Source organism: Phytopseudomonas flavescens (assembly GCF_900100535.1).
GTDB classification, from domain to species: domain Bacteria; phylum Pseudomonadota; class Gammaproteobacteria; order Pseudomonadales; family Pseudomonadaceae; genus Aquipseudomonas; species Aquipseudomonas flavescens.
This window is the reverse complement of record NZ_FNDG01000014.1, coordinates 1-19,254: the sequence shown is the minus strand read 5'-3', so window position 1 is coordinate 19,254 and position 19,254 is coordinate 1. Positions and strand designations below refer to the sequence as shown.

Below are 19,254 nucleotides of genomic sequence, written 5' to 3'. Positions count from 1 at the left end.
CGCTCGCTCAGCGAAGGTTGATGATGGTCTGCGAAATGGTGCTTTCGGTCTCGATGGTCTTGGCGTTCGCCTGATAATTGCGCTGGGCGACGATCAGGTTAACCAACTCGGCCGTCAGGTCGACGTTGGAATCTTCCAGCGACCCTGAGGTGAGCGAACCCAGGGTGCCGGAACCCGGCGTGCCGATGACGGGCTCGCCCGACGCATAGGACTCGACCCAGTTTGTGTTGCCCACCGGCGTCAGGCCCTGCATGTTGGCGAACGAGGCCAGAATGACCTGGCCGATCACCTTGGACTGGCCATTGGTGTAGGTGGCGAACATGCTGCCGTCATCGCTGATCGACAAGCCCGAGAGTTGGCCGGTGGTATAGCCGTCCTGGGTGAGGCTGTTGACCGCGAAAGCGGTATTGGTCTGCGACGAACCGCGCATGTCCAACTTGACCCCCGACGTACTCGCCGCGGCACCGTTCGAGCCCCAGGTGACCGGGTTGGTGGTGCTGTTGGTAACCGCCGCCGGCACCCAGTTGTTCAGGGAGAATACCCCGCTGGTGGTGCTGGTGAGGCCCGTCGAATTCGACGTGGTGCCCACCAGGCTGCCCGAGGCGTCGAAGCTCACCGTGGCATTGTAGGGAACGGTACTGGTGGGATCGTTGGGGTTGCGCCCATCGATCGTCACGTACATGGTCCAGGTATTGCTGTCGGTACCACTCTTCACGAAGTATTGCGACATCGTGTGGGAGTTACCCTGCGAATCATAGATATCCACCGACGTCGACCAGTTGTAGCTGGTGGCGATGGATGCATCGAACGGCGATGTAGTGGGCGTCGAAACGGTCGAATTGAGAGCGACCTTCTGGGTGATCGAGGTCGTCGCATTCGGCAGCTGGTTGGCGGTATCGACCATCAGGTCGGACACCACGCCATTCACGATCGCACCATTGGCGTCGATGCCGTAGCCTTGCAACCTGCTGCCGGCGCTGTCGACGATATAGCCCTCGCGGTCGGCATTGAAGGTGCCGTTACGCGTGTAGGAACGCGCCCCGCCGTCGCTCATCACGAAGAAACCGTTGCCATTGATCGCCAGGTCGAGGCTGTTGCCGGTCGAGGAAATATTACCCTGGGTGAACTGCTGGGAAACGGCAGCCGTCAGCACACCACTGCCGGTGGTGTTTCTTCCGGAACCGAGCATTGAGGTGGCGTAAATGTCGGCGAACTCCGCCCTCGACGCCTTGAAACCCGTCGACCCCACGTTGGCGATGTTATTACCGGTCACGTTGAGGTTCTTGCTGGCGGCGTTCAAACCGCTCAGGCCGATATTGAAAGACATCTAACACTCCTTCCGGCGAGCCGGTTACTGGCCGATCATTTTGACTTTCGACAGCGCAACGCCGCCCAGTCCTGCAAGGTTGAGGGTCATCTCTTCACCGTCCTGACCAAGCGTCACACTGTTGACGACAGCCGGCAGATAGGTGGTCAGTGCGGTTTCGGTCCCATCGATGGTGGCCGTGGCCTTGAAGGTATAAGTGCCAGAGTCGAGGGTGGTGCCATCGTCGCCGGTACCGTCCCAGGAAAAGTCGACGCTGCCCGAGGCCTTTTGCCCCAGACTTATTGTCTTGACCTTCTCGCCTGACGAGTCATAGACCGCCACCGAGACGTTGGAGCTGGTGGACGGCAGATCCAGCGAACCGTACAGGCTGGTCCCCGTTTCACTGGTGTCCACCAGGGCCTGACCGGTTTCCACCAACACCGAACGACCGACCAGTGCGGATGCCTGGAGCGCGCGGGACGACTGGAACCCGCTGAGAATGGTATCCATGGACGAGTTCAGGTTCTGCAGACTTTCCACGCTGCTGAACTGTGCCAATTGCGCCACGAACTCGGTGTTGTCCTGAGGATCAAGCGGGTTCTGGTTGTTCAATTGGGTAACCAGCAGTTGCAGGAAATCGGTCTTGCCCAGCGAGCTTTCAGCGCTGCTCGTACTGCTGGAGCTGCTGGAACTGGTACTCGTTGAACCCGAGAGTCCCGACAGGATCGATTCAGAGGTGTTGATGGTGCTCATCTAGGCAACTCCCTTCACTGACCGAGCGTCAGCACGCGCTGCATCATCTGCTTGGCGGTATTCATCATTTCCACGTTGGTCTGGAACGCACGACTGGCTGAAATCATGTCCGCCATTTCCTCGACCACGTTGACATTGGGGTAATACACGTAACCCTTTTCATCGGCGGCCGGATGATTCGGCTCGTAGCGTGGCACCAGCGTGCTCTGGTCCTCGACGATGCCCAGCACCTGGACACCGGCGCCGGATTGATCCTGATCAGCGAACAGTGAGCCGTTCTCGCCACCCTGCGCCTGCTGGAACACGGTGGCGAACACTGGATGACGCGCCCGGTAGGTCTGGTCGATGCTCGAGGAGACCGATTCGGCGTTGGCGATATTGCTGGAAATGGTATTCAGCCGAGTGCTCTGGGCACTCATGCCGGTTCCGGCGATGTTGAACACGCTGGTAAGTGACATATGCGGCTCCTTTATTCACCACGCAGGGCGCTGACGAGCCCTTTGAATTTGCTGTTGAGCAGCGTGAAGCTGGTCTGGAAGGCCACCGCGTTTTCGGCGTAGTTGGCCTGCTCGACCTGAGCGTCCACGGTGTTCTGATCGATCGAAGGGGCGGTTGGCGTTCGATAGGCCAGCACCGCATCGCCCATTGGCACGCCTTCTGCTGCGATATGGCGACTGTTGGTGGTTTTCAGCCCGGAGTTGCCGCTTGCGTTGCTTTTGGCCGCCTGCTGGGCCAGAACGGAAGCGAAATCCAGATCACGGGCCTTGTAATTGGGCGTATCGGCATTCGCCATGTTGTTCGCCAGCACTTCGGCACGCTGGGCACGGTAGCTCAATGCCTTTTCGTGAATGCCAAGTGCGTTATCGAAGCTGATGCTCATCTCAGGAACCTTTGCCGTGGCGGCTAGCCTGTTTGTGTGCAAAGTTCACAGCAAAGCACATGCCAATTTATTTTTTTCTTTTTAAATCAGCCGGATAAGAAAAAAATACAGGAAAAGGCGGGCACAAGCGGCAAAGCTTTTCCGCCGATTGGCAGGTTCGAGCGGCAATTGAGCACGGGCTTGCCGCTTTTCTGACGCGGGAGCGACGGAACACTGTCAGCGCCGCGGACGCGCCAAAACGCAGAACGGGAGGCCTAGGCCTCCCGCTCTGCGTTTTGATTGGATCATTTGGCTTTGTATATGATGCCTGGGCTGCATTGCACCATCTGATAGCGCTCAGGCAGGCCGTTCAACGCTTCGGAAGCGCCGAGGAACAGATAGCCGCCCGGCTTGAGCATCGTATGGATGCGCGTGAGGATGTCCTTCTTCACATCGGCCGAGAAGTAAATCAGCACGTTGCGACAGAACACGATGTCGAATTTGCCAAGGCTGGCATAGCTGTCCAGCAGGTTGAGGGGGCGAAATTCGACGCGGCTCTTGATCGCTGGCTTGACCACCCAGCGCCCCGGCCCCTTGGGATCAAAATAGCGCTGCAGACGTTCCGCAGCGAGACCACGCCCCATGGCCAGGCTGTCATATTCGCCGGACTTGCAGTTGTTGAGCATGGTCGGCGAAAGATCGGTGGCGACGATCTGCACCCCGCCCTTCAATTGGCCCAGATTACTCCGCTCGAACTCATCGATGCTCATCGACAGCGAATACGGCTCCTGGCCCGACGAGCAAGCTGCCGACCAGATACGCAGGCGTTGCCCCGGGTAGGCCTTGATGAGCTCCGGCAGTACGCGATTCTTCAGCACCTCGAACGGATAGGCATCGCGAAACCACAGCGTTTCATTGGTGGTCATGGCATCGACCACCTGTTCACGCAGGCCGCTACGCGGCTGGGTCTGCATGCGCTGAACCAGGTCGCCCAGGGATTTGATACCGTGGCTCTCCATCAGCTTGTTCAAGCGGCTGGAAACCAGGTACTGCTTGTTGCTACCCAGTACGATGCCACAGGCCTTTTCCAGAAATATCCGGAATTGCTCGAAATCCAAATTACCTGAAGACACTCGCGGAGCCTCGCCCATCTGTAAAAATCGAATGCGGCAGGCGAGCCGAAGCGCACCTGCCGTTTTTGCCGCCACCGCCCATTGGGCAGACCCGGGCAGTTGATGCGTTATGCCGAGTGATCGCTCGACTTGATGCGTTCGACCACTCGAGAAGCCAGATCGTCCGGGCGGAATTTCGCCAGAAAATCATTGGCCCCCACTTTCTTCACCATAGCTTGGTTGAATACTCCGGACAGAGAAGTATGCAGGAGAATGTGCAGCTTCTGCATACGTGGGTCGGAACGAATCGCGGCGGTCAGGGTGTAGCCATCCATTTCAGGCATCTCGATATCGGAGATGAGCATCAGCAACTCCTGCTCGGGCGACTTGCCCTCATCGGCCATCGCCCGCAGGAAGCTCAATGCCTGGCGCCCGTCGTTCAATGCCGTGACCTCGACACCGACCGTCTGCAAGCAGCGCATCACCTGCTTACGCGCCACCGAGGAGTCGTCGACGATCAGCACATGCTGGCTGACGGCCTTGGTCTGCGTCTCGGCATCCACCACGCCGACGGAAATCACCTCGGAGGTAGGCGCCACTTCGGCGAGGATCTTCTCCACGTCGATGATTTCGACCAGCTTGTCATCCAGCCGCGTTACCGCAGTCAGGTAGTGATCGCGCCCGGTACCCTTGGGTGGCGGGTGGATCTCTTCCCAGTTCATGTTGACGATGCGCTCCACCGAACGCACCAGGAAGCCCTGCACCTTGGTGTTGTACTCGGTGATGATGACGAAACTCCCCTGCAGATCACCGAGCGGCCGCTTGCCCGTCGCCATGGACAGGTCAAGGATGGGGATGGTGCCACCGCGGATGTTCGCCACGCCGCGCACCACCGGGCTCGACTTGGGCATTATGGTGAGTTTCGGGCATTGCAACACCTCCTTCACCTTGAAGACGTTGATCCCGTACAGCTGTGGGCCGTCGAGACGAAACAGCAACAGTTCCAGGCGATTCTGCCCAACCAGCTGAGTACGCTGGTTGACCGAATCCATCACACCGGCCATGTACGGGCTCCCATGATTCCAATGACGCATCTGATGAGGTCAGCGTAGCAGGCGGCACGCGCCTTGCTTCCAACCAGACATGAATGCACAAACGACAATTATTCGACGCGCGATGGCCAAGAGCCTTCGTTGCCTGGCAGTTTTACCTGCTTTACTGGCGCTCGGCTATAGCACGCTGACGACTGCCTCCGTCACCCTGCCCGATCAGCTTATCGGCGAGACCCAGCGTTTTCTTGAGCAAGCAGTCGAGGACTATTTGCAACGCAGCAGTATCCAGGCCCGCCACGAAGTGACGGTCAACCGCCTGGATCCTCGCCTGCGGCTTCCATTGTGCGACCAGCCCTTGACAACCACCCTGGAGACGCCCGCCGAGCCAGTGGGCCGGGTAACCATGCGCGTACGCTGCGATGGGACAGCGCCCTGGACAGTGTTCGTGCCCGGCCAGGTGCGCCTGTACCGTGAGGTCGTCACACTGGTACGGCCGGTGAAGCGCGAGGCTGTTCTCAGTGAAGCCGATATGATGTTGGCGGAGCGCGATGTCGGCCTGCTCAACCAGGGCTACCTGAGCGACATGGATCAGGCGATAGGCAGAAAGGCCACGCGCGCCATGCAGCCGGATCAGGTTCTCGCGCCCGTGCATATCCGCCAGGCGGAACTGATCCGCCGCGGCGATCAGGTGGTGATAAGTGCGCGCACCGGCGGCATTAACGTACGCATGCCCGGCGAGGCACTCTCCGACGGCGCGCTGGGTAAGCAGATCAGTGTGCGTAATCTGCGCTCACAACGTGTGGTTCGCGCTCGAGTGACCGGGCCGGGCCAGGTTGAAGTGTCGATGTAGGCAGCCGCGATGATCATCAATGTCACGACTTGGAGAATCGATTGGCTGACTGGCGAAGACGACTGTTTTAGACTATGCGAGCGACGCGTTTTTTTTGCTTAAAGTTTTCTCGGGCATGGCCGACACACTAGGCAAGCGTCCAAACTACGTCAGAGGTTTTGTATCATGGTCATCGATTTCAACCGACTCAACAGCAGCACACCAGCCAGCACCACACGTGCCGGTAGCGTTCAGGGCGGCAAGAGCGAAGCCATCGAGAACAAGGCCACTGGCAGCGAAGCCACCGCACAGAAAGCAGCTGTCAGCAGCAAGAGCGGCGAATCCGTGCAATTGAGCAGCGAAGCGCAACAGTTGCAAAAGACCGTCGACAAACTGCGCGACCAACCGGTAGTGGATACTGATCGAGTAGCCAAGCTGAAGCAGGCTGTCGCCGACGGTAGCTATCAGGTCGACAGCCAGCGCGTCGCCAGCAAGCTGCTCAACTTCGAATCCCAACGCTAGTCTTCGGGCTCGCTTTGGGGTGTTGGACGCCCAGAAACCGTTTTGACTGTTGCCAGCCCGTAGGCAGGCAGAGCCCGGATAGGTTCGACCCCAGAGAGCCCGCTTATGAACGCGACCACCCTGCTTGACCTGTTCAACGAGGATATCGGCCATGCACAACGATTGCATGAGCTGATCGAGTGTGAATTCCGCGCCCTCAGCGAAAATGACCTGTCATGCCTGCAGCAGATCCTGGCAGACAAGCAGCCTCTGCTGGCCAGCCTTGATCAACATGGTAAGGCCCGCTCCCGGGTACTCCTCGACCTTAACCTCAGTGCTGACCTCGCTGGTCTGAAGGTGCTCGCTGAGCGCTCCGATCAAGGCCCTGCACTGCTCGACGCCAGCGAGCGACTGAGCGCCCTGCTCGAAACCTGTCAGAGCGCCAACCTGCGCAATGGGCGAATCATTCGATCCAGCCAGAAATCCACGGAAAACATGCTCAGCATTCTGCGCGGAAACGAGACGCCATCGCTCTATGACAGCAGCGGCAGTACCGCTAAAATCGGCGGCAAGCGCCCGCTCAGCCAGGCCTGACATAACGACAAGATGCGCAATGAGCCCAAGGTGGCACATCATTGACGCCGCAGTACCTTGCCCCGGAGATCTCTGGACCGTGTCCAACCCCTTCGTTCAGGACGGTGGCCCGCAACCCCCGAAAGTGCTCAAGGCACCCGTGGAAATCGTTGCCAACCTACGCCTTCTACAGCACCACAACGACCCTTTGATCATCATGTTCCATGAGCGCGACCAGCGTTTCCAGAGCTATGTGATAGAGATCGACCGTGACCGCAACCTGCTGATCCTCGACGAGATGATGCCCAGCGATGGCGAGCGCTACATGCAGAATGGCGAAGCGTTTCGTGTCGAGTCCTATCACGAGGGCGTACGTATAGCCTGGGATTGCCCGACGGGCATGCAGGTAAGCGAATATCAGGGCGAACGCTGCTATGTCGGCGGCATCCCCGCAGAAGTGCTCTATCACCAGCGCCGCAACGCTTTCCGGGCAGCGGTCAAGCAATCCGACCAAGTCAGGGTGGAAATCAGCGGGCCCAGGTTGGGCAAACCGCTGGAGGGCCTGATGCTCGATATCTCGGCCTCGGGCTGCAAGGTTCGCCTACCCGGAAACGCCAGCGAAAGCCTGCAGCCAGGGCAACTGTACGAAGACTTTCACGCGCTGCTGCCGGTAGGCCGCCTGGAGACCACCGTAGAGCTGCGCCACACCCGTTATGACGACAAACTCGACCTGACGTTTGCCGGCCTGCACTTCGCCAACCTCGATGGGCTGCAGCAGCGGCTGGTGGAGCGGTTCGTCTATCAGTTGCAACGTGAAGCCCGTCGTTTCGAAAGCGACACTTTTCTATAAGTATCAGGCTTGCGGCGCCGCCTCAGGCGTGTTTTCAGAGTCGTCACCCGGCACGCCAGCATCATCCAGCACAGGTTCCTGCATTTGCTCCTGAACCACCTGCTCGTCGACGCGGGGATCCAATGCCGCCACCAGTGGCGACGCCGTCATGTTGACGGGCATGGCCACGTGCTGCAACGGTGCATCATCGACCTGGTGGAGGCGGGTGACGATGTCCGAACGGACTCGCCAGACCAGAAATAACCCACATAAGCAAAAGAAGGCATACAGCATGTTGGCGCCGAAAAAGCGCATCAACACGCCAACCAGCAGCGGGCCGATACAGGCGCCAACACCGAAGGTCACCAGCAGCATCGCGGTCAGCGACACTCGGCGCTCGGCCTCGACATGGTCATTGGCGAATGCCACGGCCAGCGGATAGAGACTGAATTGCAGCATGCTGACGATGAAACCGACCGAAATCAGCAACAGCAGCGGCGCCTCTGACAGCATTGCCAACGGTGCAGCCACCACCACCATGAGGCCGGCCATGCCACGTATCAGCTTGACCCTGTCGAAGCGGTCCGACAGCCAGCCCAGGGGGGCCTGAACGATCAGGCCGGCGAGAATGCAGCACCCCATGAAGATACCCACCTGCTCCGTCGCCAGGCCCATATTGGCAGCATAGAGGGGCGCCAGGCCGTAGAAGGAGCCGATCATCAGGCCAGCCACGCCGATGGTGGTCAGCGACAGCGGGACACGCTTGAAGAAGAAGCGGATCTCCAGCGGCGCAGGATGCAGTGGCGCAGGGTGCAGGCGCCGGGTCAGTGCCACAGGCACCAGACACAGCGCGAACGCCAGAGCCACCAGCATCAGCAGTTCCAGCCCCAGCGTCGGGTGTACCACCAACACCAGTTGGCCCAGCACCAGCCCCAGGTAGGACGCCGCCATGTAGCCGGCGAATACCAGCCCGCGCTGCTTGCTCTCGGCCTGCTCGTTCAGCCAGCTCTCGATGACCATGTACTGGCACATCATGCCCAGCCCCACCAGGACGCGCAGCACCAGCCAGGCTGGCAACCAGTCGAGCAGGCCATGCCCGAGCACGGCGGCGGTGACTACCCCGGCGCAAGCCACATAAGCACGAATGTGCCCGACCCGGGCGATCAATCGGTGGCCGATCTTGCCACCGAGCACCAGCCCGAAATAGTTGGCCGCCATCAGCGCACCAGCCCACACGCCCTCCCCGGACTCGGCGAGGCGTAGCGCCAGGTAGGTACTCAGCAGACCTGAGCCCAGCAGCATCAGGACAGTGGCGATGTATAACGAACTGAAGGATTGCCAGATCAAACGCATTGGACTGCAACGACTCCTTGTAACCCGCTCCCGAAGGAGGCTCAATCTCGATCAACGACAACCGCTGGGCAGGCAGTCAGGCACGGTCGATGATCGCCGTGCCATATGGATGATGCCTGGCCCGCAACAGTTCATTATTCCTAGGCCTACTGCAACCCCGCCGCGACGATGCTCGTTCAATTGGCGGCATCGCCTTCCAGCGCGGCCAGGCGCGTCTCGAGTGCAATGATGCGGGCTTCGAGCGCTTCAAGACGATCGGCAGAGGATCCGGTTGCCGAGCGCTCTCCCTGAGCCGCACGTTGCTGCAACTGCGATTGCAGCTCAGTCGGATCACCCAGCAGGTGGATGTAGCGATCCTCGCGCTGCCCCGGCAGCCGCTCGACCAGGCTCACCAGATGTCGCCCGAGCAAACGCTCTAGGTGGTGTTGTACCTGCTCCGCATCATCGAAATCATGCAGGCGGCCGCCTCGTGCGAGCAGTTCGCTGATCGTCTGCGCCCCACGCAGGAACAGCAAGCCTAGCAGCGCGACTTGCGGCGAGACCAGCTCCAGCACCTTGTCGACGCGGTGCTCCCAGCGGTCGGCACGGCTGCCCATGACCAACTTCACCAGGCCTTGTTCTTCAAGGCGTCGCAGGGCCTGCCCGATGGCCCCCTGGGTGAGGCTCATCAACGGATCGCGACTGGTCTTCTGATTGCAGGCCAGCACCAGCGCGTTCAGCGTCAGGGGATAGGCTTCCGGGGTCGTGGCCTGTTTTTCGATCAAGCTGCCGAGAATGCGCACGTCGACCGCAGTCAACGGCTCTCTGCCGCCTACATCGTTAAGCTGATCGGACATGACGCTTACCTGGCTGTGGGGAATGCCCCTAGCGTAGCCGGTGCGCCAACAAGATGACACGCTGGACGCGTAATTTCGCGCCGCGCAAATCGCTGATTTTCCTGGGCAAACAGCAATCAGGAAAAAACAGAGAGCGAAATGAGAAGGATTTGTATTGACAAATACTCGAGAATGATTATTATCTACTTCGTCAGCTGCGAAGCTGGCTTGATAATCTGAATGCATCCAGACGGACGCTCCAGTTTATCTCCTCATCAGGCTAATCACGGTTATTGACCCGGCTTTTTGCCGGGTCTTTTTTTGGTTTTTTATCAGGCTAACGCAAACAGATTGGGCTGAACCGCGATGGGACTCGTCGCCCTCAGCGCCGGATCATGGCGTCCCCTGCTGGAATCGAACCAGCATCTAGCCCTTAGGAGGGGCTTATTCTATCCGTTGAACTAAGGAGACCCGTTCGATCCGCCGCCCATTACAGCAGCCGGCCGGCATGTTAACCATCACGACGGGATTTGTCATGCCGTTGACACGCTATCGCTCATCAGGCCGCTGGCTCGAACATCCTCACCACCGCAATCTCGCCCGCCTTCATGCGTATCTGCAACTGCCGCTCCTGCTCACGCACGCTAAGCACCGCGTTCTCCTTGACGTGGCCATAGCCGCGGATCTGCTCTGGTAGCTCGGCGATGGCCAGCGCAGTCTGGTAGTTGGCAGTGGTCAGCCCCTCCAGCAGTTTTCCAACACTGCGCTCATAATCGTCGATCAGGCGGCGCTCCAACTGGCGCTCCTCGCTGCGGGCGAAAGGATCCAGCCAGGTGCCACGCAGAAAGCGCAGTGTCGAGAGCACCTTGAATGCCTTCAGCATCCAGGGCCCGAAGCTGCGCTTGCGGGGCTCGCCGGTCACCTTGTCGGTAAGGCCGAGCCAGGACGGCGCCAGATGAAACTGCAAGCGGAAATCACCCTCGAACTGCGCCCGCAATGCCTCGCTGAAAGCGCTGTCGCTATACAGGCGTGCGACTTCGTACTCATCCTTGTAAGCGAGCAACTTGAAGTAATGACGCGCCACGGCCTGGCTAAGTCGACGCTGAGCATCGCTGTCATGCTCACGGACCCGCATGACCAATTGCCGGTAGCGCTGTGCGTAGGCCGTATTCTGATAGGCGGTCAGACGCGTGACCCGATCCTCGATGATGGCCTCCAGCGTTTCGCAACGCGGGGCCTCTGCAATCGCAGGCCGCACCAGACGCTCGACAGCTGCGGCGTCATGTGCCGCTCGCCGCCCCCAGAGAAATGCCTGCTGATTGAATGCGACCGCCACGTTGTTGAGTTCGATGGCTTTGTCGATGGCTTCCGAGCTGATTGGCACCAGGCCCTTCTGGTAGGCATAACCGAGCATGAACAGGTTGGTGGCGATGCTATCGCCTAGCAGCCGAGTCGCCAGATGAGTGGCATCGACGAACCAGGTCTTGTTCGCTCCAATGGCATCGCTCAACGCCTGGCGCATCGCCTGCCCCGGCACCTGGGCATCGGGATTACGAGTGAATTCGGCGGTAGCCGCCTCATGGCTGTTGATCACCGCATGGGAGACCTGTTCGTTGAGCTTGGCGAGAGCATCCTCGCCGGCCGCCACCACCAGGTCGCAGCCGATCAGCAGATCCGCCTCACCAGCGGCGATACGCACCGCATGGATATCATCCTGACGGGCGGCGATACGTACATGGGTGTTCACCGGGCCGAACTTCTGCGCCAGGCCCGCCTGGTCGAGCACTGTACAACCCTTGCTTTCCAGATGCGCCGCCATCCCCAGCAAGGCCCCGACCGTGGTTACCCCACTACCGCCGACACCGGGCAGCAGAATGCTCCAAGGCCGCTGCAAGGACGGCAGGCGCGGCTGCGGCAGCGCAACGAACAACGCACCCGCCCCGGCCGCCTGCGGCTTGCGCAACTGCCCACCGTGCACGGTCACGAAACTGGGGCAGAAGCCGTCCAGACAACTGAAATCCTTGTTGCAGGCGTTCTGGTCGATCTCCCGCTTGCGACCCAGTTCGGTCTCCAGCGGCAGCACCGACAGGCAGTTGGATTTTATGCTGCAGTCGCCACAACCCTCACATACCGCAGCGTTGATGAAGACCCGCCGGGCCGGGTCGACCAGCTTGCCGCGCTTGCGCCGACGGCGTTTCTCGGTCGCGCAGGTCTGATCGTAGATGATTACCGAAACCCCCTTGAATTCGCGCATTTCACGCTGCACGGCATCCAGTTCACGGCGGTGGTGAAAGGTGGTGATCGACGCGAAGCTCGAGCGACTCGGGTATTTGTCCGGCTCGTCGCTGACCACCGCGATGCGTTTCACACCTTCGGCGAATACCTGCTGGCTCAGTTGGTCGACACGCAACTCCCCATCCACGGGCTGACCACCGGTCATGGCCACCGCATCGTTGTAGAGGATCTTGTAAGTGATGTTGACGCCTGCCGCGACTGCAGCGCGCAACGCCAGATGCCCGGAGTGGAAGTAGGTGCCGTCACCGAGGTTCTGGAACACGTGCGGCGTCTCGGTGAACGGCGCCTGACCGATCCAGGTCACCCCTTCGCCGCCCATCTGGGTGAAGGTTTCGGTGCTGCGATTCATCCACTGCGTCATGTAGTGGCAGCCGATGCCGCCCATGGCTCGGCTACCTTCAGGCACCTTGGTGGAGCTGTTGTGCGGGCAACCCGAGCAGAAATGCGGGGTACGCACAGTGCTGTAGCTGCGCGCCGCCAGGGCCTTTTCCTTGGCATCGAGAAAGTCGAGGCGCGCCTCGATCACCGCGCTGGCGTAAAAAGGGGACAGCCGTCGGGCAATGACCCGAGCGATCATCGCGGGCGTCAACTCACCGAGGTTGGGCAGCAGTGACAGACCCTGCTCGTCGAACTCACCCACCACCCTGGGGCGTTTGCCGACCGGCCAGTTGTACAACTGCCCGGTCAATTGATCCTCGATGATGCTGCGCTTCTCCTCGACGACCAGAATTTCATCCAGCCCTTCGGCGAAGTCGTGTACTGAGACCGGCTCCAGGGGCCAGCTCATACCAACCTTGAGCACACGCAAGCCGATCCGTGCGCAAAGCGCTTCATCCAGGCCGAGATCCTCCAGAGCCTGGCGCACATCCAGATAGGACTTGCCGGTGGTAACGATCCCCAGGCGGGGATTGGGTGAGTCGAGCATTATCCTGTTGAGGCCATTGGCGCGGGCAAAAGCTCGCGCCGCATAGATCTTGTAGACGTTGAGGCGCTTTTCCTGGGCAAGGGGCGGATCCGGCCAGCGAATGTGTACGCCCTCCTCCGGCAACTCGAAGTCATCCGGCAGGCTGATCTCGACACGCTGCGGGTCGACATCCACCACGGCAGAAGAGTCGACGTTTTCGGCGATGGTTTTCAGCGCCACCCAGCAGCCGCTGTAGCGCGACAGCTCCCAGCCGATGATGCCGTAGTCAAGGATTTCCTGGACGTTGGCTGGGTTTAGAACCGGGATCGACGCCGCGATGAACGCATGTTCGCTCTGATGGGCGATGGTCGAAGACTTGCAGCCGTGGTCATCACCCGCCAGCAGCAATACACCACCATGGGGCGAAACGCCCGCCGAATTACCGTGCTTGAACACATCGCCACTGCGGTCGACACCAGGCCCCTTGCCATACCACAGAGCGAATACACCATCGTAGCGCGCCCCTGGAAACAGGTTGGTCTGCTGGCTGCCCCACACGGCGGTGGCACCGAGTTCTTCATTGACACCCGGCTGAAAATGGATGGCATTTTGCTGAAGAAATTCACGGGCCTCCCACAGGCTCTTGTCCAGGCCCCCGAGCGGCGATCCGCGGTAACCGGAAATGAAACAGGCCGTATTCAGGCCAGCGGCGCTATCGCGCTGTTTCTGCAGCATGGGCAGGCGGGTGAGTGCCTGGGTACCGGTCAGATACAGATGACCCGTGGCGAGACGGTACTTGTCGTCCAGGCGGATGTCGGCCAAAGACATAGGGCGGCGCTCCTGTTGTTTTTATAGCGACCTTTTCAAGCGGAAACGGTGGGTGCCGCCTGTCCACACCCACCAGGATCACTGCGTGGATGACTGCCCTAAGCATAGACCGGAGCTCTGCGATTTTTTCTTTCTCATTCTTACCGTCAGTGCCAATACTGAGCATGAACGTTGCGATGAAAACCACTAAATGGAAACGAACATGCATGAGCCATTGAGCGCCATCGACCGCCGCATCCTGCGCCTGATGCAACGCAACGCCGACCTGAGTGCCGCCGAAATCGCCCAGAAGGTGGAACTGTCCCAATCGCCCTGCTGGCGTCGCATCAATCGCTTGCAGCAAGAAGGCTTCATAGAGCGCAAGGTGGCGCTGCTCAGCCATAAACGGCTCGGCTTCAACATCACCGTTTTCGTCAATATCAAGTTGTCGGCGCACGGGCGCAGCAATCTCGATGAATTCGAACAGGCCATCACCGGCTATCCTGAGGTTCTCGAGTGCTACACCATGGCCGGTAGCTCCGACTACCTGCTCAAAGTGGTTGCACGGGATATCGCTGATTATGAGCGGTTTTTGCGCGACCAACTGTTACAACGCCCTCACGTCCAGGAAGCCCATTCAGGCATCGCGATGAGCCAGGTCAAACGCACGACCGAGCTGCCATTGGATTGACCTCACTTAGCGTTCATGCATTTTGCAATGCAGCAAAACGCGCACCTTGCAACATGCACGAAAAGAGCGTTTCCAAAATAGATTAAGATACTGATTTAAAAGGTTTTTTTATTGAAAAAAGATTGGCACGGGAACTGCTCTTTATCTCGCATAGAATCCGAATGCGAGATCCCCATCATGAACAGCCTCATCGCTCTGGCCACAGCCATCGCCCTGACCCTGCTAGCAGGCGCCGCATTCGCCAACTATCAAAATAACCAGCAACAGGCCACAGCCATGCAGCTGGTTCAGCAGATGCGCGCTATCCCCGTGCAGTTCCAACATGCAACCAAGGCCGAAGCTGGTCAGTTCGAAGCCAAGCCGCTGACCAACAGTGAGTGGCAACCCCGCCCGCAACAACGCTTCACGTTCTGAGTACCAGGCCATGTGGAGCGTATTCTTCCCAGGTTTCATATTGCTGCTGGCGACCATTGCATGCGTCGCAATCTGGCTGATTGACGGACTTTCGGATGGTGCTCCGCCACAGACTTCCAGAGATGACCAGAATGGTCCCCATGACCCGTTTTTCTAACTACCTGGCGCAGAACGCGAGGAGAGCATGATGTCGAAACCAGCCGTATTGTTTCTGCTGATGGCACTGGTGTCCGCAAGCCTGTTATGGATAGGCCCTGGCCACGCAGAGTGGCTGAGCGCAGCGGCCAAGGTGGTACTAAGCATCAGCGGCGTGTCGCTGGCTGTCGCACTGTTGATTGGCAAACGCGTCAAATTCGACCCGGTTCTCCGTTAACCGCCGCGCCACAGAAGCGTTACGGCAAGCTCATCGACCGAGCCAGCCAGCGCATCGATCAGTCGCCCCCCCCATGGACCGCACGTTTCAACGGTTCAGAATTGCCTAGACGACCACATGGCGTGCTCTCCTGGCTGCCTCCGTCACCATGAGCCCACCGGCATTGCGGCCAACCTGACCTCGAGCTCACAGGGCGTTTCACGCTTTCGCCAAGGCAGCCGTGAGCGCAACAAGACGGCGTCGACGAGACGATGAGCAGAGTGGGCAGCAGATCGGCCTACACGTCGAACCTACGGCCGGTACCCACGTGAACCGTTGATCAGCATCAGCTAGCCTGCGCCGCCAGCCAAAGCGTCGACTACACCACAAGCCATACCATTGGCCTGCCGACTCATGGCCAAGTCGGCGGATTACAGGCATTTTCCAACCGCTTAGGGAGAGACAGCGACCGTGTCCTCTACCGCGGCTTGAGCAGAGCACGGAGCCCTGGCCTTACCGCCCAGCAGCTTCGAACACGCTGCCCATGCTCACTCCCGAATGCTCCATCAGATGATCAATCTACCTGTCACCAGCCCTCGATGCGTGCCGGGACGAAGCCGTTCACCTTGAAAATCAGAGGCGACGTAATTCACAACCGGTACCGCGCGGCCAGCAGAATATAGACGCGGCGCCTCACTTTATCCCGTCCCACAGGACAGACACGCACAGCCTTGCGTAAATGCCTGCATGACCCGGTTCAGCGCTGCGCCATGGCGCCAGAAAAACCTCGGCAAATGTGACTTGCAGCGCATTCGAAAATAATTTCGATAAATGTACTGGCAAAAAGCCTTTACCCAAGCCAGAATACGACACGTAATTGGCGTCAATTATTTGCTGACAAGAAGCACGATCACCAGACAAAATGCTGGCCGCGGTTGAACGGCTGCCGCTCGAGATGGTCGAAATAACGGCACTTTCGTAGCTATATGCCATTACGGCTTCGCTTCCTTGAACTAATTGGTTGATGTATGCGCCCTATGAAACAGGCTATCTACTCCAGCCGTACGGCTGACAAGTTCGTCGTTCGGTTGCCCGACGGCATGCGCGAGCGCATCGCTGATGTCGCTCGTCAACACCACCGCAGCATGAATTCCGAGATCATTGCACGCCTGGAGCAGAGCATGCTTCAGGAAGGTGCTCTGGACGATGAAGCCGGTGTACGCCTGGACAGCCCCGAGCTTTCCCTGCACGAGCGGGAGCTGCTGCAGCGCTTCCGCCAGCTGTCGCGTCGCCAGCAGAACGCTCTGGTTGCACTGATCGCGCACGATGCAGAGATGGCCGCCGGCAACGACGACTGAAGCTGCAAAAACAAAAAACCGGCTCCTGCCGGTTTTTTTGTTGCCTGGAACAAGCGCCCCCTCCTGCTAAAGCAGGAATATCGACGCGAGTCCCAGGAAGATGAAAAACCCACCGCTGTCGGTGACGGCAGTGATCATCACACTGGCCCCCATCGCAGGGTCACGCCCCACACGCATCAGGGTCATTGGAATCAGCACGCCCATCAGCGCGGCCAGAAGTAGGTTGAGCGTCATCGCCGCGGTCATCACGACGCCTAGCGACCAGCTGTCATAAAGCCCGTACGCCACCACCCCGATCACCCCGCCCCAGACCAGGCCATTGATCAAGGCGACGCCCAGCTCCTTGCGAATCAACCGCGAAGTATTGCCATTGCCGGTACTGACCTGGTCGAGCGCCATCGCGCGAACGATCATGGTGATGGTCTGGTTACCCGAGTTCCCTCCGATACCGGCGACGATCGGCATCAAGGCCGCCAACGCCACCAGCTTTTCGATGGAGCCTTCGAACAGACCGATGACCCGTGACGCCATGAATGCAGTAACCAGGTTGATGGCCAACCACGCCCAGCGGTTGCGAAGCGATTTCCAGACCGAGGCGAAGATATCTTCCTCTTCACGTAGACCGGCCATGTTTAGGACTTCGCTTTCGCTTTCCTCACGAATCAGGTCGACCATCTCGTCAATGGTCAGACGGCCGATCAGCTTGCCGTTCTTGTCGACCACTGGCGCAGAGATGAGGTCGTAGCGCTCGAAGGCCTGAGCGGCATCGTAGGCATCTTCATCGGGATGGAAGCTGACGGGATCATTGGCCATGACCTCGGCAACCTGCTTGTCGGGGTCATTGACCAATAGACGCTTGATCGACAGCACGCCCTTGAGCACGCCGTCGTAGTCGACCACGAACAACTTGTCGGTATGCCCCGGCAGCTCCTTGAGACGACGCAGATAACGTAGCACCACTTCCAGACTGACATCCTCGCGGATGGTGACCATCTCGAAGTCCATCAGCGCGCCGACCTGCTCCTCCTCGTAGGAAAGCGCGGAACGCACCCGTTCGCGCTGCTGGGCATCGAGGGTTTCCATGAGCTCATGAACGACATCACGGGGCAGTTCGGAGGCCAGATCCGCCAGCTCGTCGGCATCCATCTCCTTGGCCGCCGCGAGGATCTCATGATCCTCCATGTCGGCGAGCAGCGTCTCACGCACCGCGTCGGACACTTCGAGAAGGATGTCACCATCGCGATCCGCCTTGACCAGCTGCCAGATGGCCAGGCGGTCCTCCAGGGGGAGCGCCTCGAGAATATAGGCGACGTCGGCGGAGTGCAGATCATCGAGCTTGCGCTGCAGCTCGGCGAGATTCTGCCGGTGCACCAGGCCTTCGACGCGATCCTGATGGTGGCCCTCCTGACGGTGGGTAAGATCTTCGACCAGCCGATGCCGCTGCAGTAGCTCGACGACCTGAGCGAGTCGATCCTGCAGACTTTCTTGCGGCTTCTTGGTTTCTACTTCGGACATGGCACACTCCGCCCCCAGCAGCGGCGCGCGCCAGCGGGGATCAATCAGTCAATACGCGATTGCACACTTGGAATTCTGGGTTACTACTGGGTAAGTCCATGGTGAGGATCCACAAGCCTCGGCGAGGCTGACCGGCGAATAATAACACGCCAATCAACCCAGCACGTGACAAAGGCATGGCAAGACAAGCGCTTGCAGCGCTTTCCTGATATCAGTCGCATGAGCTGGATAGTCCGACGCCGACAGCTCGAAAGAAGACACCTGGCGACGAAAGCAGCATCGGCTAAGCTTTCCGGTACACGTCAAGGAGGACGTCACCATGCAATGGATATACTGCGCAGCCGCCTGCGCCATCGCGCTGTACCCTGCACCACTATTCGCATCCAGCGTGTTTCGCTGCGAGGACGCCGAAGGCCACATCACCTTCACCCTTCATGGCTGCGCAGAAAGCCAGCGGCAGCACATTCAGGAAACCCACAACGCCAGACCCGGAAGTGGCGCAGCCGTTCCTCTGGCAACACCTCAACCCAGGGCCGAAAGCAAGGAAGCAACCACCACTGGCAGCTCTTTGACCGTGATCGGAGAGCGGCAGGATGGCTGCGGCAATCTCGTCACCGGCAACACCAGACGCGAAGCGGTCATCAGGAAGCAGGTACGCACGGGCATGACCCGCAGGGATGTGGAGAGCGCCCTGGGCAAACCTGAGCGCATCAGTCGACGTAACGGCCAGACAACCTATCACTATGCCCGCAAGGGCAATGACCAGCGGCGTACGGTGAGCTTCGACCAGAATGACTGCGTCACAGGAAAACGCTGAGCAAAGAAAAAGGGCCTGCATCGCTGCAGGCCCTTCTTGGTATGGCGGACTCAGGAGGATTCGAACCTCCGACCGCTCGGTTCGTAGCCGAGTACTCTATCCAGCTGAGCTATGAGTCC

General features: G+C 59.5%; 20 protein-coding genes and 2 tRNA genes. 9 read left to right on the top strand and 13 right to left on the bottom strand.

Annotation, left to right across the window (positions count from 1 at the left end; translation table 11 throughout):
* Positions 1-7 precede the first annotated feature (7 nt).
* From flgE to BLR94_RS17330, 6 genes are all read right to left on the bottom strand, one after another.
* The gene (flgE, locus tag BLR94_RS17355) at positions 8-1,327 is read right to left on the bottom strand and encodes a flagellar hook protein FlgE (protein ID WP_084305965.1); all 1,320 of its coding nucleotides are present in this window, start codon (positions 1,325-1,327) and stop codon (positions 8-10) included.
* 24 nt (positions 1,328-1,351) lie between these two features.
* Positions 1,352-2,059: a flagellar hook assembly protein FlgD gene (locus tag BLR94_RS17350; RefSeq protein ID WP_084305963.1), complete on the bottom strand. Its 708-nt coding sequence runs from the start codon at positions 2,057-2,059 to the stop codon at positions 1,352-1,354.
* 14 nt (positions 2,060-2,073) lie between these two features.
* Complete coding sequence (flgC, locus tag BLR94_RS17345; RefSeq protein WP_084305961.1) at positions 2,074-2,517, bottom strand: flagellar basal body rod protein FlgC; 444 nt, start codon at positions 2,515-2,517, stop codon at positions 2,074-2,076.
* Between the two features lie 11 nt (positions 2,518-2,528).
* A complete protein-coding gene (gene flgB, locus BLR94_RS17340) occupies positions 2,529-2,939 on the bottom strand; it encodes a flagellar basal body rod protein FlgB (protein ID WP_084305959.1) in 411 nt (136 codons plus the stop codon).
* 284 nt (positions 2,940-3,223) lie between these two features.
* Positions 3,224-4,051 (bottom strand): protein-glutamate O-methyltransferase CheR, encoded by an 828-nt coding sequence (gene cheR, locus BLR94_RS17335; protein ID WP_084306197.1) that lies wholly within the window; start codon positions 4,049-4,051, stop codon positions 3,224-3,226.
* 107 nt (positions 4,052-4,158) lie between these two features.
* Positions 4,159-5,094 (bottom strand): chemotaxis protein CheV, encoded by a 936-nt coding sequence (locus BLR94_RS17330; RefSeq protein WP_084305957.1) that lies wholly within the window; start codon positions 5,092-5,094, stop codon positions 4,159-4,161.
* A 79-nt stretch (positions 5,095-5,173) separates the two neighbouring features.
* On the opposite strand from BLR94_RS17330, the gene flgA reads away from it, so the two are divergent.
* The 4 genes from flgA (at position 5,174) to BLR94_RS17310 (ending at position 7,835) form a co-directional block, all read left to right on the top strand.
* On the top strand, positions 5,174-5,932 hold the full coding sequence (flgA, locus tag BLR94_RS17325; protein ID WP_084305955.1) for a flagellar basal body P-ring formation chaperone FlgA: 759 nt from the start codon (positions 5,174-5,176) through the stop codon (positions 5,930-5,932).
* A gap of 165 nt (positions 5,933-6,097) precedes the next feature.
* Positions 6,098-6,433, top strand: a complete 336-nt coding sequence (flgM, locus tag BLR94_RS17320; protein WP_084305953.1) for a flagellar biosynthesis anti-sigma factor FlgM — start codon at positions 6,098-6,100, stop codon at positions 6,431-6,433.
* A 105-nt stretch (positions 6,434-6,538) separates the two neighbouring features.
* Positions 6,539-7,006 carry a flagella synthesis protein FlgN gene (locus tag BLR94_RS17315; RefSeq protein ID WP_084305951.1) on the top strand — a complete coding sequence of 156 codons (468 nt, stop codon included), beginning with the start codon at positions 6,539-6,541 and terminating at the stop codon, positions 7,004-7,006.
* A 19-nt stretch (positions 7,007-7,025) separates the two neighbouring features.
* On the top strand, positions 7,026-7,835 hold the full coding sequence (locus tag BLR94_RS17310; RefSeq protein WP_084305949.1) for a flagellar brake protein: 810 nt from the start codon (positions 7,026-7,028) through the stop codon (positions 7,833-7,835).
* 3 nt (positions 7,836-7,838) lie between these two features.
* On the opposite strand, the gene BLR94_RS17305 is transcribed toward BLR94_RS17310, so the two are convergent.
* From BLR94_RS17305 to BLR94_RS17290, 4 genes are all read right to left on the bottom strand, one after another.
* The gene (locus BLR94_RS17305; protein ID WP_084305947.1) at positions 7,839-9,167 is read right to left on the bottom strand and encodes an MFS transporter; all 1,329 of its coding nucleotides are present in this window, start codon (positions 9,165-9,167) and stop codon (positions 7,839-7,841) included.
* 176 nt (positions 9,168-9,343) lie between these two features.
* Entirely contained in the window at positions 9,344-10,003 is a 660-nt protein-coding gene (locus tag BLR94_RS17300; RefSeq protein WP_084305945.1) for a YceH family protein, read from the bottom strand.
* A 375-nt stretch (positions 10,004-10,378) separates the two neighbouring features.
* Positions 10,379-10,453 (bottom strand) — tRNA-Arg (locus tag BLR94_RS17295).
* Positions 10,454-10,541: 88 nt separating this feature from the next.
* Positions 10,542-14,009, bottom strand: coding sequence for an indolepyruvate ferredoxin oxidoreductase family protein (locus tag BLR94_RS17290; protein WP_084305943.1), 3,468 nt, complete (start codon positions 14,007-14,009; stop codon positions 10,542-10,544).
* A 202-nt stretch (positions 14,010-14,211) separates the two neighbouring features.
* Between BLR94_RS17290 and BLR94_RS17285 the strand changes: the two genes are divergently transcribed.
* The 3 genes from BLR94_RS17285 (at position 14,212) to BLR94_RS17275 (ending at position 15,466) form a co-directional block, all read left to right on the top strand.
* Positions 14,212-14,679 (top strand): Lrp/AsnC family transcriptional regulator, encoded by a 468-nt coding sequence (locus tag BLR94_RS17285; protein ID WP_084305941.1) that lies wholly within the window; start codon positions 14,212-14,214, stop codon positions 14,677-14,679.
* Positions 14,680-14,856: 177 nt separating this feature from the next.
* Positions 14,857-15,093, top strand: a complete 237-nt coding sequence (locus BLR94_RS17280; RefSeq protein WP_084305940.1) for a hypothetical protein — start codon at positions 14,857-14,859, stop codon at positions 15,091-15,093.
* A gap of 187 nt (positions 15,094-15,280) precedes the next feature.
* Positions 15,281-15,466 carry a PA3371 family protein gene (locus tag BLR94_RS17275; protein WP_084305938.1) on the top strand — a complete coding sequence of 62 codons (186 nt, stop codon included), beginning with the start codon at positions 15,281-15,283 and terminating at the stop codon, positions 15,464-15,466.
* 672 nt (positions 15,467-16,138) lie between these two features.
* Here BLR94_RS17275 and BLR94_RS27240 read toward each other — a convergent pair.
* Complete coding sequence (locus BLR94_RS27240; protein ID WP_139207467.1) at positions 16,139-16,438, bottom strand: hypothetical protein; 300 nt, start codon at positions 16,436-16,438, stop codon at positions 16,139-16,141.
* 35 nt (positions 16,439-16,473) lie between these two features.
* Here BLR94_RS27240 and BLR94_RS17270 point away from each other — a divergent pair, with 35 nt between their 5' ends.
* Entirely contained in the window at positions 16,474-16,803 is a 330-nt protein-coding gene (locus BLR94_RS17270) for an Arc family DNA-binding protein (RefSeq protein WP_084305936.1), read from the top strand.
* Between the two features lie 66 nt (positions 16,804-16,869).
* Here the strand turns inward: BLR94_RS17270 and mgtE are convergent, their stop codons facing one another.
* Positions 16,870-18,318, bottom strand: coding sequence for a magnesium transporter (gene mgtE, locus BLR94_RS17265; RefSeq protein ID WP_084305934.1), 1,449 nt, complete (start codon positions 18,316-18,318; stop codon positions 16,870-16,872).
* Positions 18,319-18,637: 319 nt separating this feature from the next.
* On the opposite strand from mgtE, the gene bamE reads away from it, so the two are divergent.
* Positions 18,638-19,135, top strand: coding sequence for an outer membrane protein assembly factor BamE domain-containing protein (gene bamE / locus BLR94_RS17260; RefSeq protein WP_084305932.1), 498 nt, complete (start codon positions 18,638-18,640; stop codon positions 19,133-19,135).
* Positions 19,136-19,177: 42 nt separating this feature from the next.
* Here bamE and BLR94_RS17255 read toward each other — a convergent pair.
* A tRNA-Arg gene (locus tag BLR94_RS17255) sits at positions 19,178-19,254 on the bottom strand.

What these genes read in the sequence shown, in the direction of transcription:
- flgE (WP_084305965.1), bottom strand. Translation starts at nt 1,327, where the DNA reads ATGTCTTTCAATATCGGCCTGAGCGGTTTGAACGCCGCCAGCAAGAAC.
- BLR94_RS17350 (WP_084305963.1), bottom strand. Translation starts at nt 2,059, where the DNA reads ATGAGCACCATCAACACCTCTGAATCGATCCTGTCGGGACTCTCGGGT.
- flgC (WP_084305961.1), bottom strand. Translation starts at nt 2,517, where the DNA reads ATGTCACTTACCAGCGTGTTCAACATCGCCGGAACCGGCATGAGTGCC.
- flgB (WP_084305959.1), bottom strand. Translation starts at nt 2,939, where the DNA reads ATGAGCATCAGCTTCGATAACGCACTTGGCATTCACGAAAAGGCATTG.
- BLR94_RS17330 (WP_084305957.1), bottom strand. Translation starts at nt 5,094, where the DNA reads ATGGCCGGTGTGATGGATTCGGTCAACCAGCGTACTCAGCTGGTTGGG.
- flgA (WP_084305955.1), top strand. Translation starts at nt 5,174, where the DNA reads ATGAATGCACAAACGACAATTATTCGACGCGCGATGGCCAAGAGCCTT.
- flgM (WP_084305953.1), top strand. Translation starts at nt 6,098, where the DNA reads ATGGTCATCGATTTCAACCGACTCAACAGCAGCACACCAGCCAGCACC.
- BLR94_RS17315 (WP_084305951.1), top strand. Translation starts at nt 6,539, where the DNA reads ATGAACGCGACCACCCTGCTTGACCTGTTCAACGAGGATATCGGCCAT.
- BLR94_RS17310 (WP_084305949.1), top strand. Translation starts at nt 7,026, where the DNA reads ATGAGCCCAAGGTGGCACATCATTGACGCCGCAGTACCTTGCCCCGGA.
- BLR94_RS17305 (WP_084305947.1), bottom strand. Translation starts at nt 9,167, where the DNA reads ATGCGTTTGATCTGGCAATCCTTCAGTTCGTTATACATCGCCACTGTC.
- BLR94_RS17300 (WP_084305945.1), bottom strand. Translation starts at nt 10,003, where the DNA reads ATGTCCGATCAGCTTAACGATGTAGGCGGCAGAGAGCCGTTGACTGCG.
- BLR94_RS17290 (WP_084305943.1), bottom strand. Translation starts at nt 14,009, where the DNA reads ATGTCTTTGGCCGACATCCGCCTGGACGACAAGTACCGTCTCGCCACG.
- BLR94_RS17285 (WP_084305941.1), top strand. Translation starts at nt 14,212, where the DNA reads ATGCATGAGCCATTGAGCGCCATCGACCGCCGCATCCTGCGCCTGATG.
- BLR94_RS17280 (WP_084305940.1), top strand. Translation starts at nt 14,857, where the DNA reads ATGAACAGCCTCATCGCTCTGGCCACAGCCATCGCCCTGACCCTGCTA.
- BLR94_RS17275 (WP_084305938.1), top strand. Translation starts at nt 15,281, where the DNA reads ATGTCGAAACCAGCCGTATTGTTTCTGCTGATGGCACTGGTGTCCGCA.
- BLR94_RS27240 (WP_139207467.1), bottom strand. Translation starts at nt 16,438, where the DNA reads ATGGCATATAGCTACGAAAGTGCCGTTATTTCGACCATCTCGAGCGGC.
- BLR94_RS17270 (WP_084305936.1), top strand. Translation starts at nt 16,474, where the DNA reads ATGCGCCCTATGAAACAGGCTATCTACTCCAGCCGTACGGCTGACAAG.
- mgtE (WP_084305934.1), bottom strand. Translation starts at nt 18,318, where the DNA reads ATGTCCGAAGTAGAAACCAAGAAGCCGCAAGAAAGTCTGCAGGATCGA.
- bamE (WP_084305932.1), top strand. Translation starts at nt 18,638, where the DNA reads ATGCAATGGATATACTGCGCAGCCGCCTGCGCCATCGCGCTGTACCCT.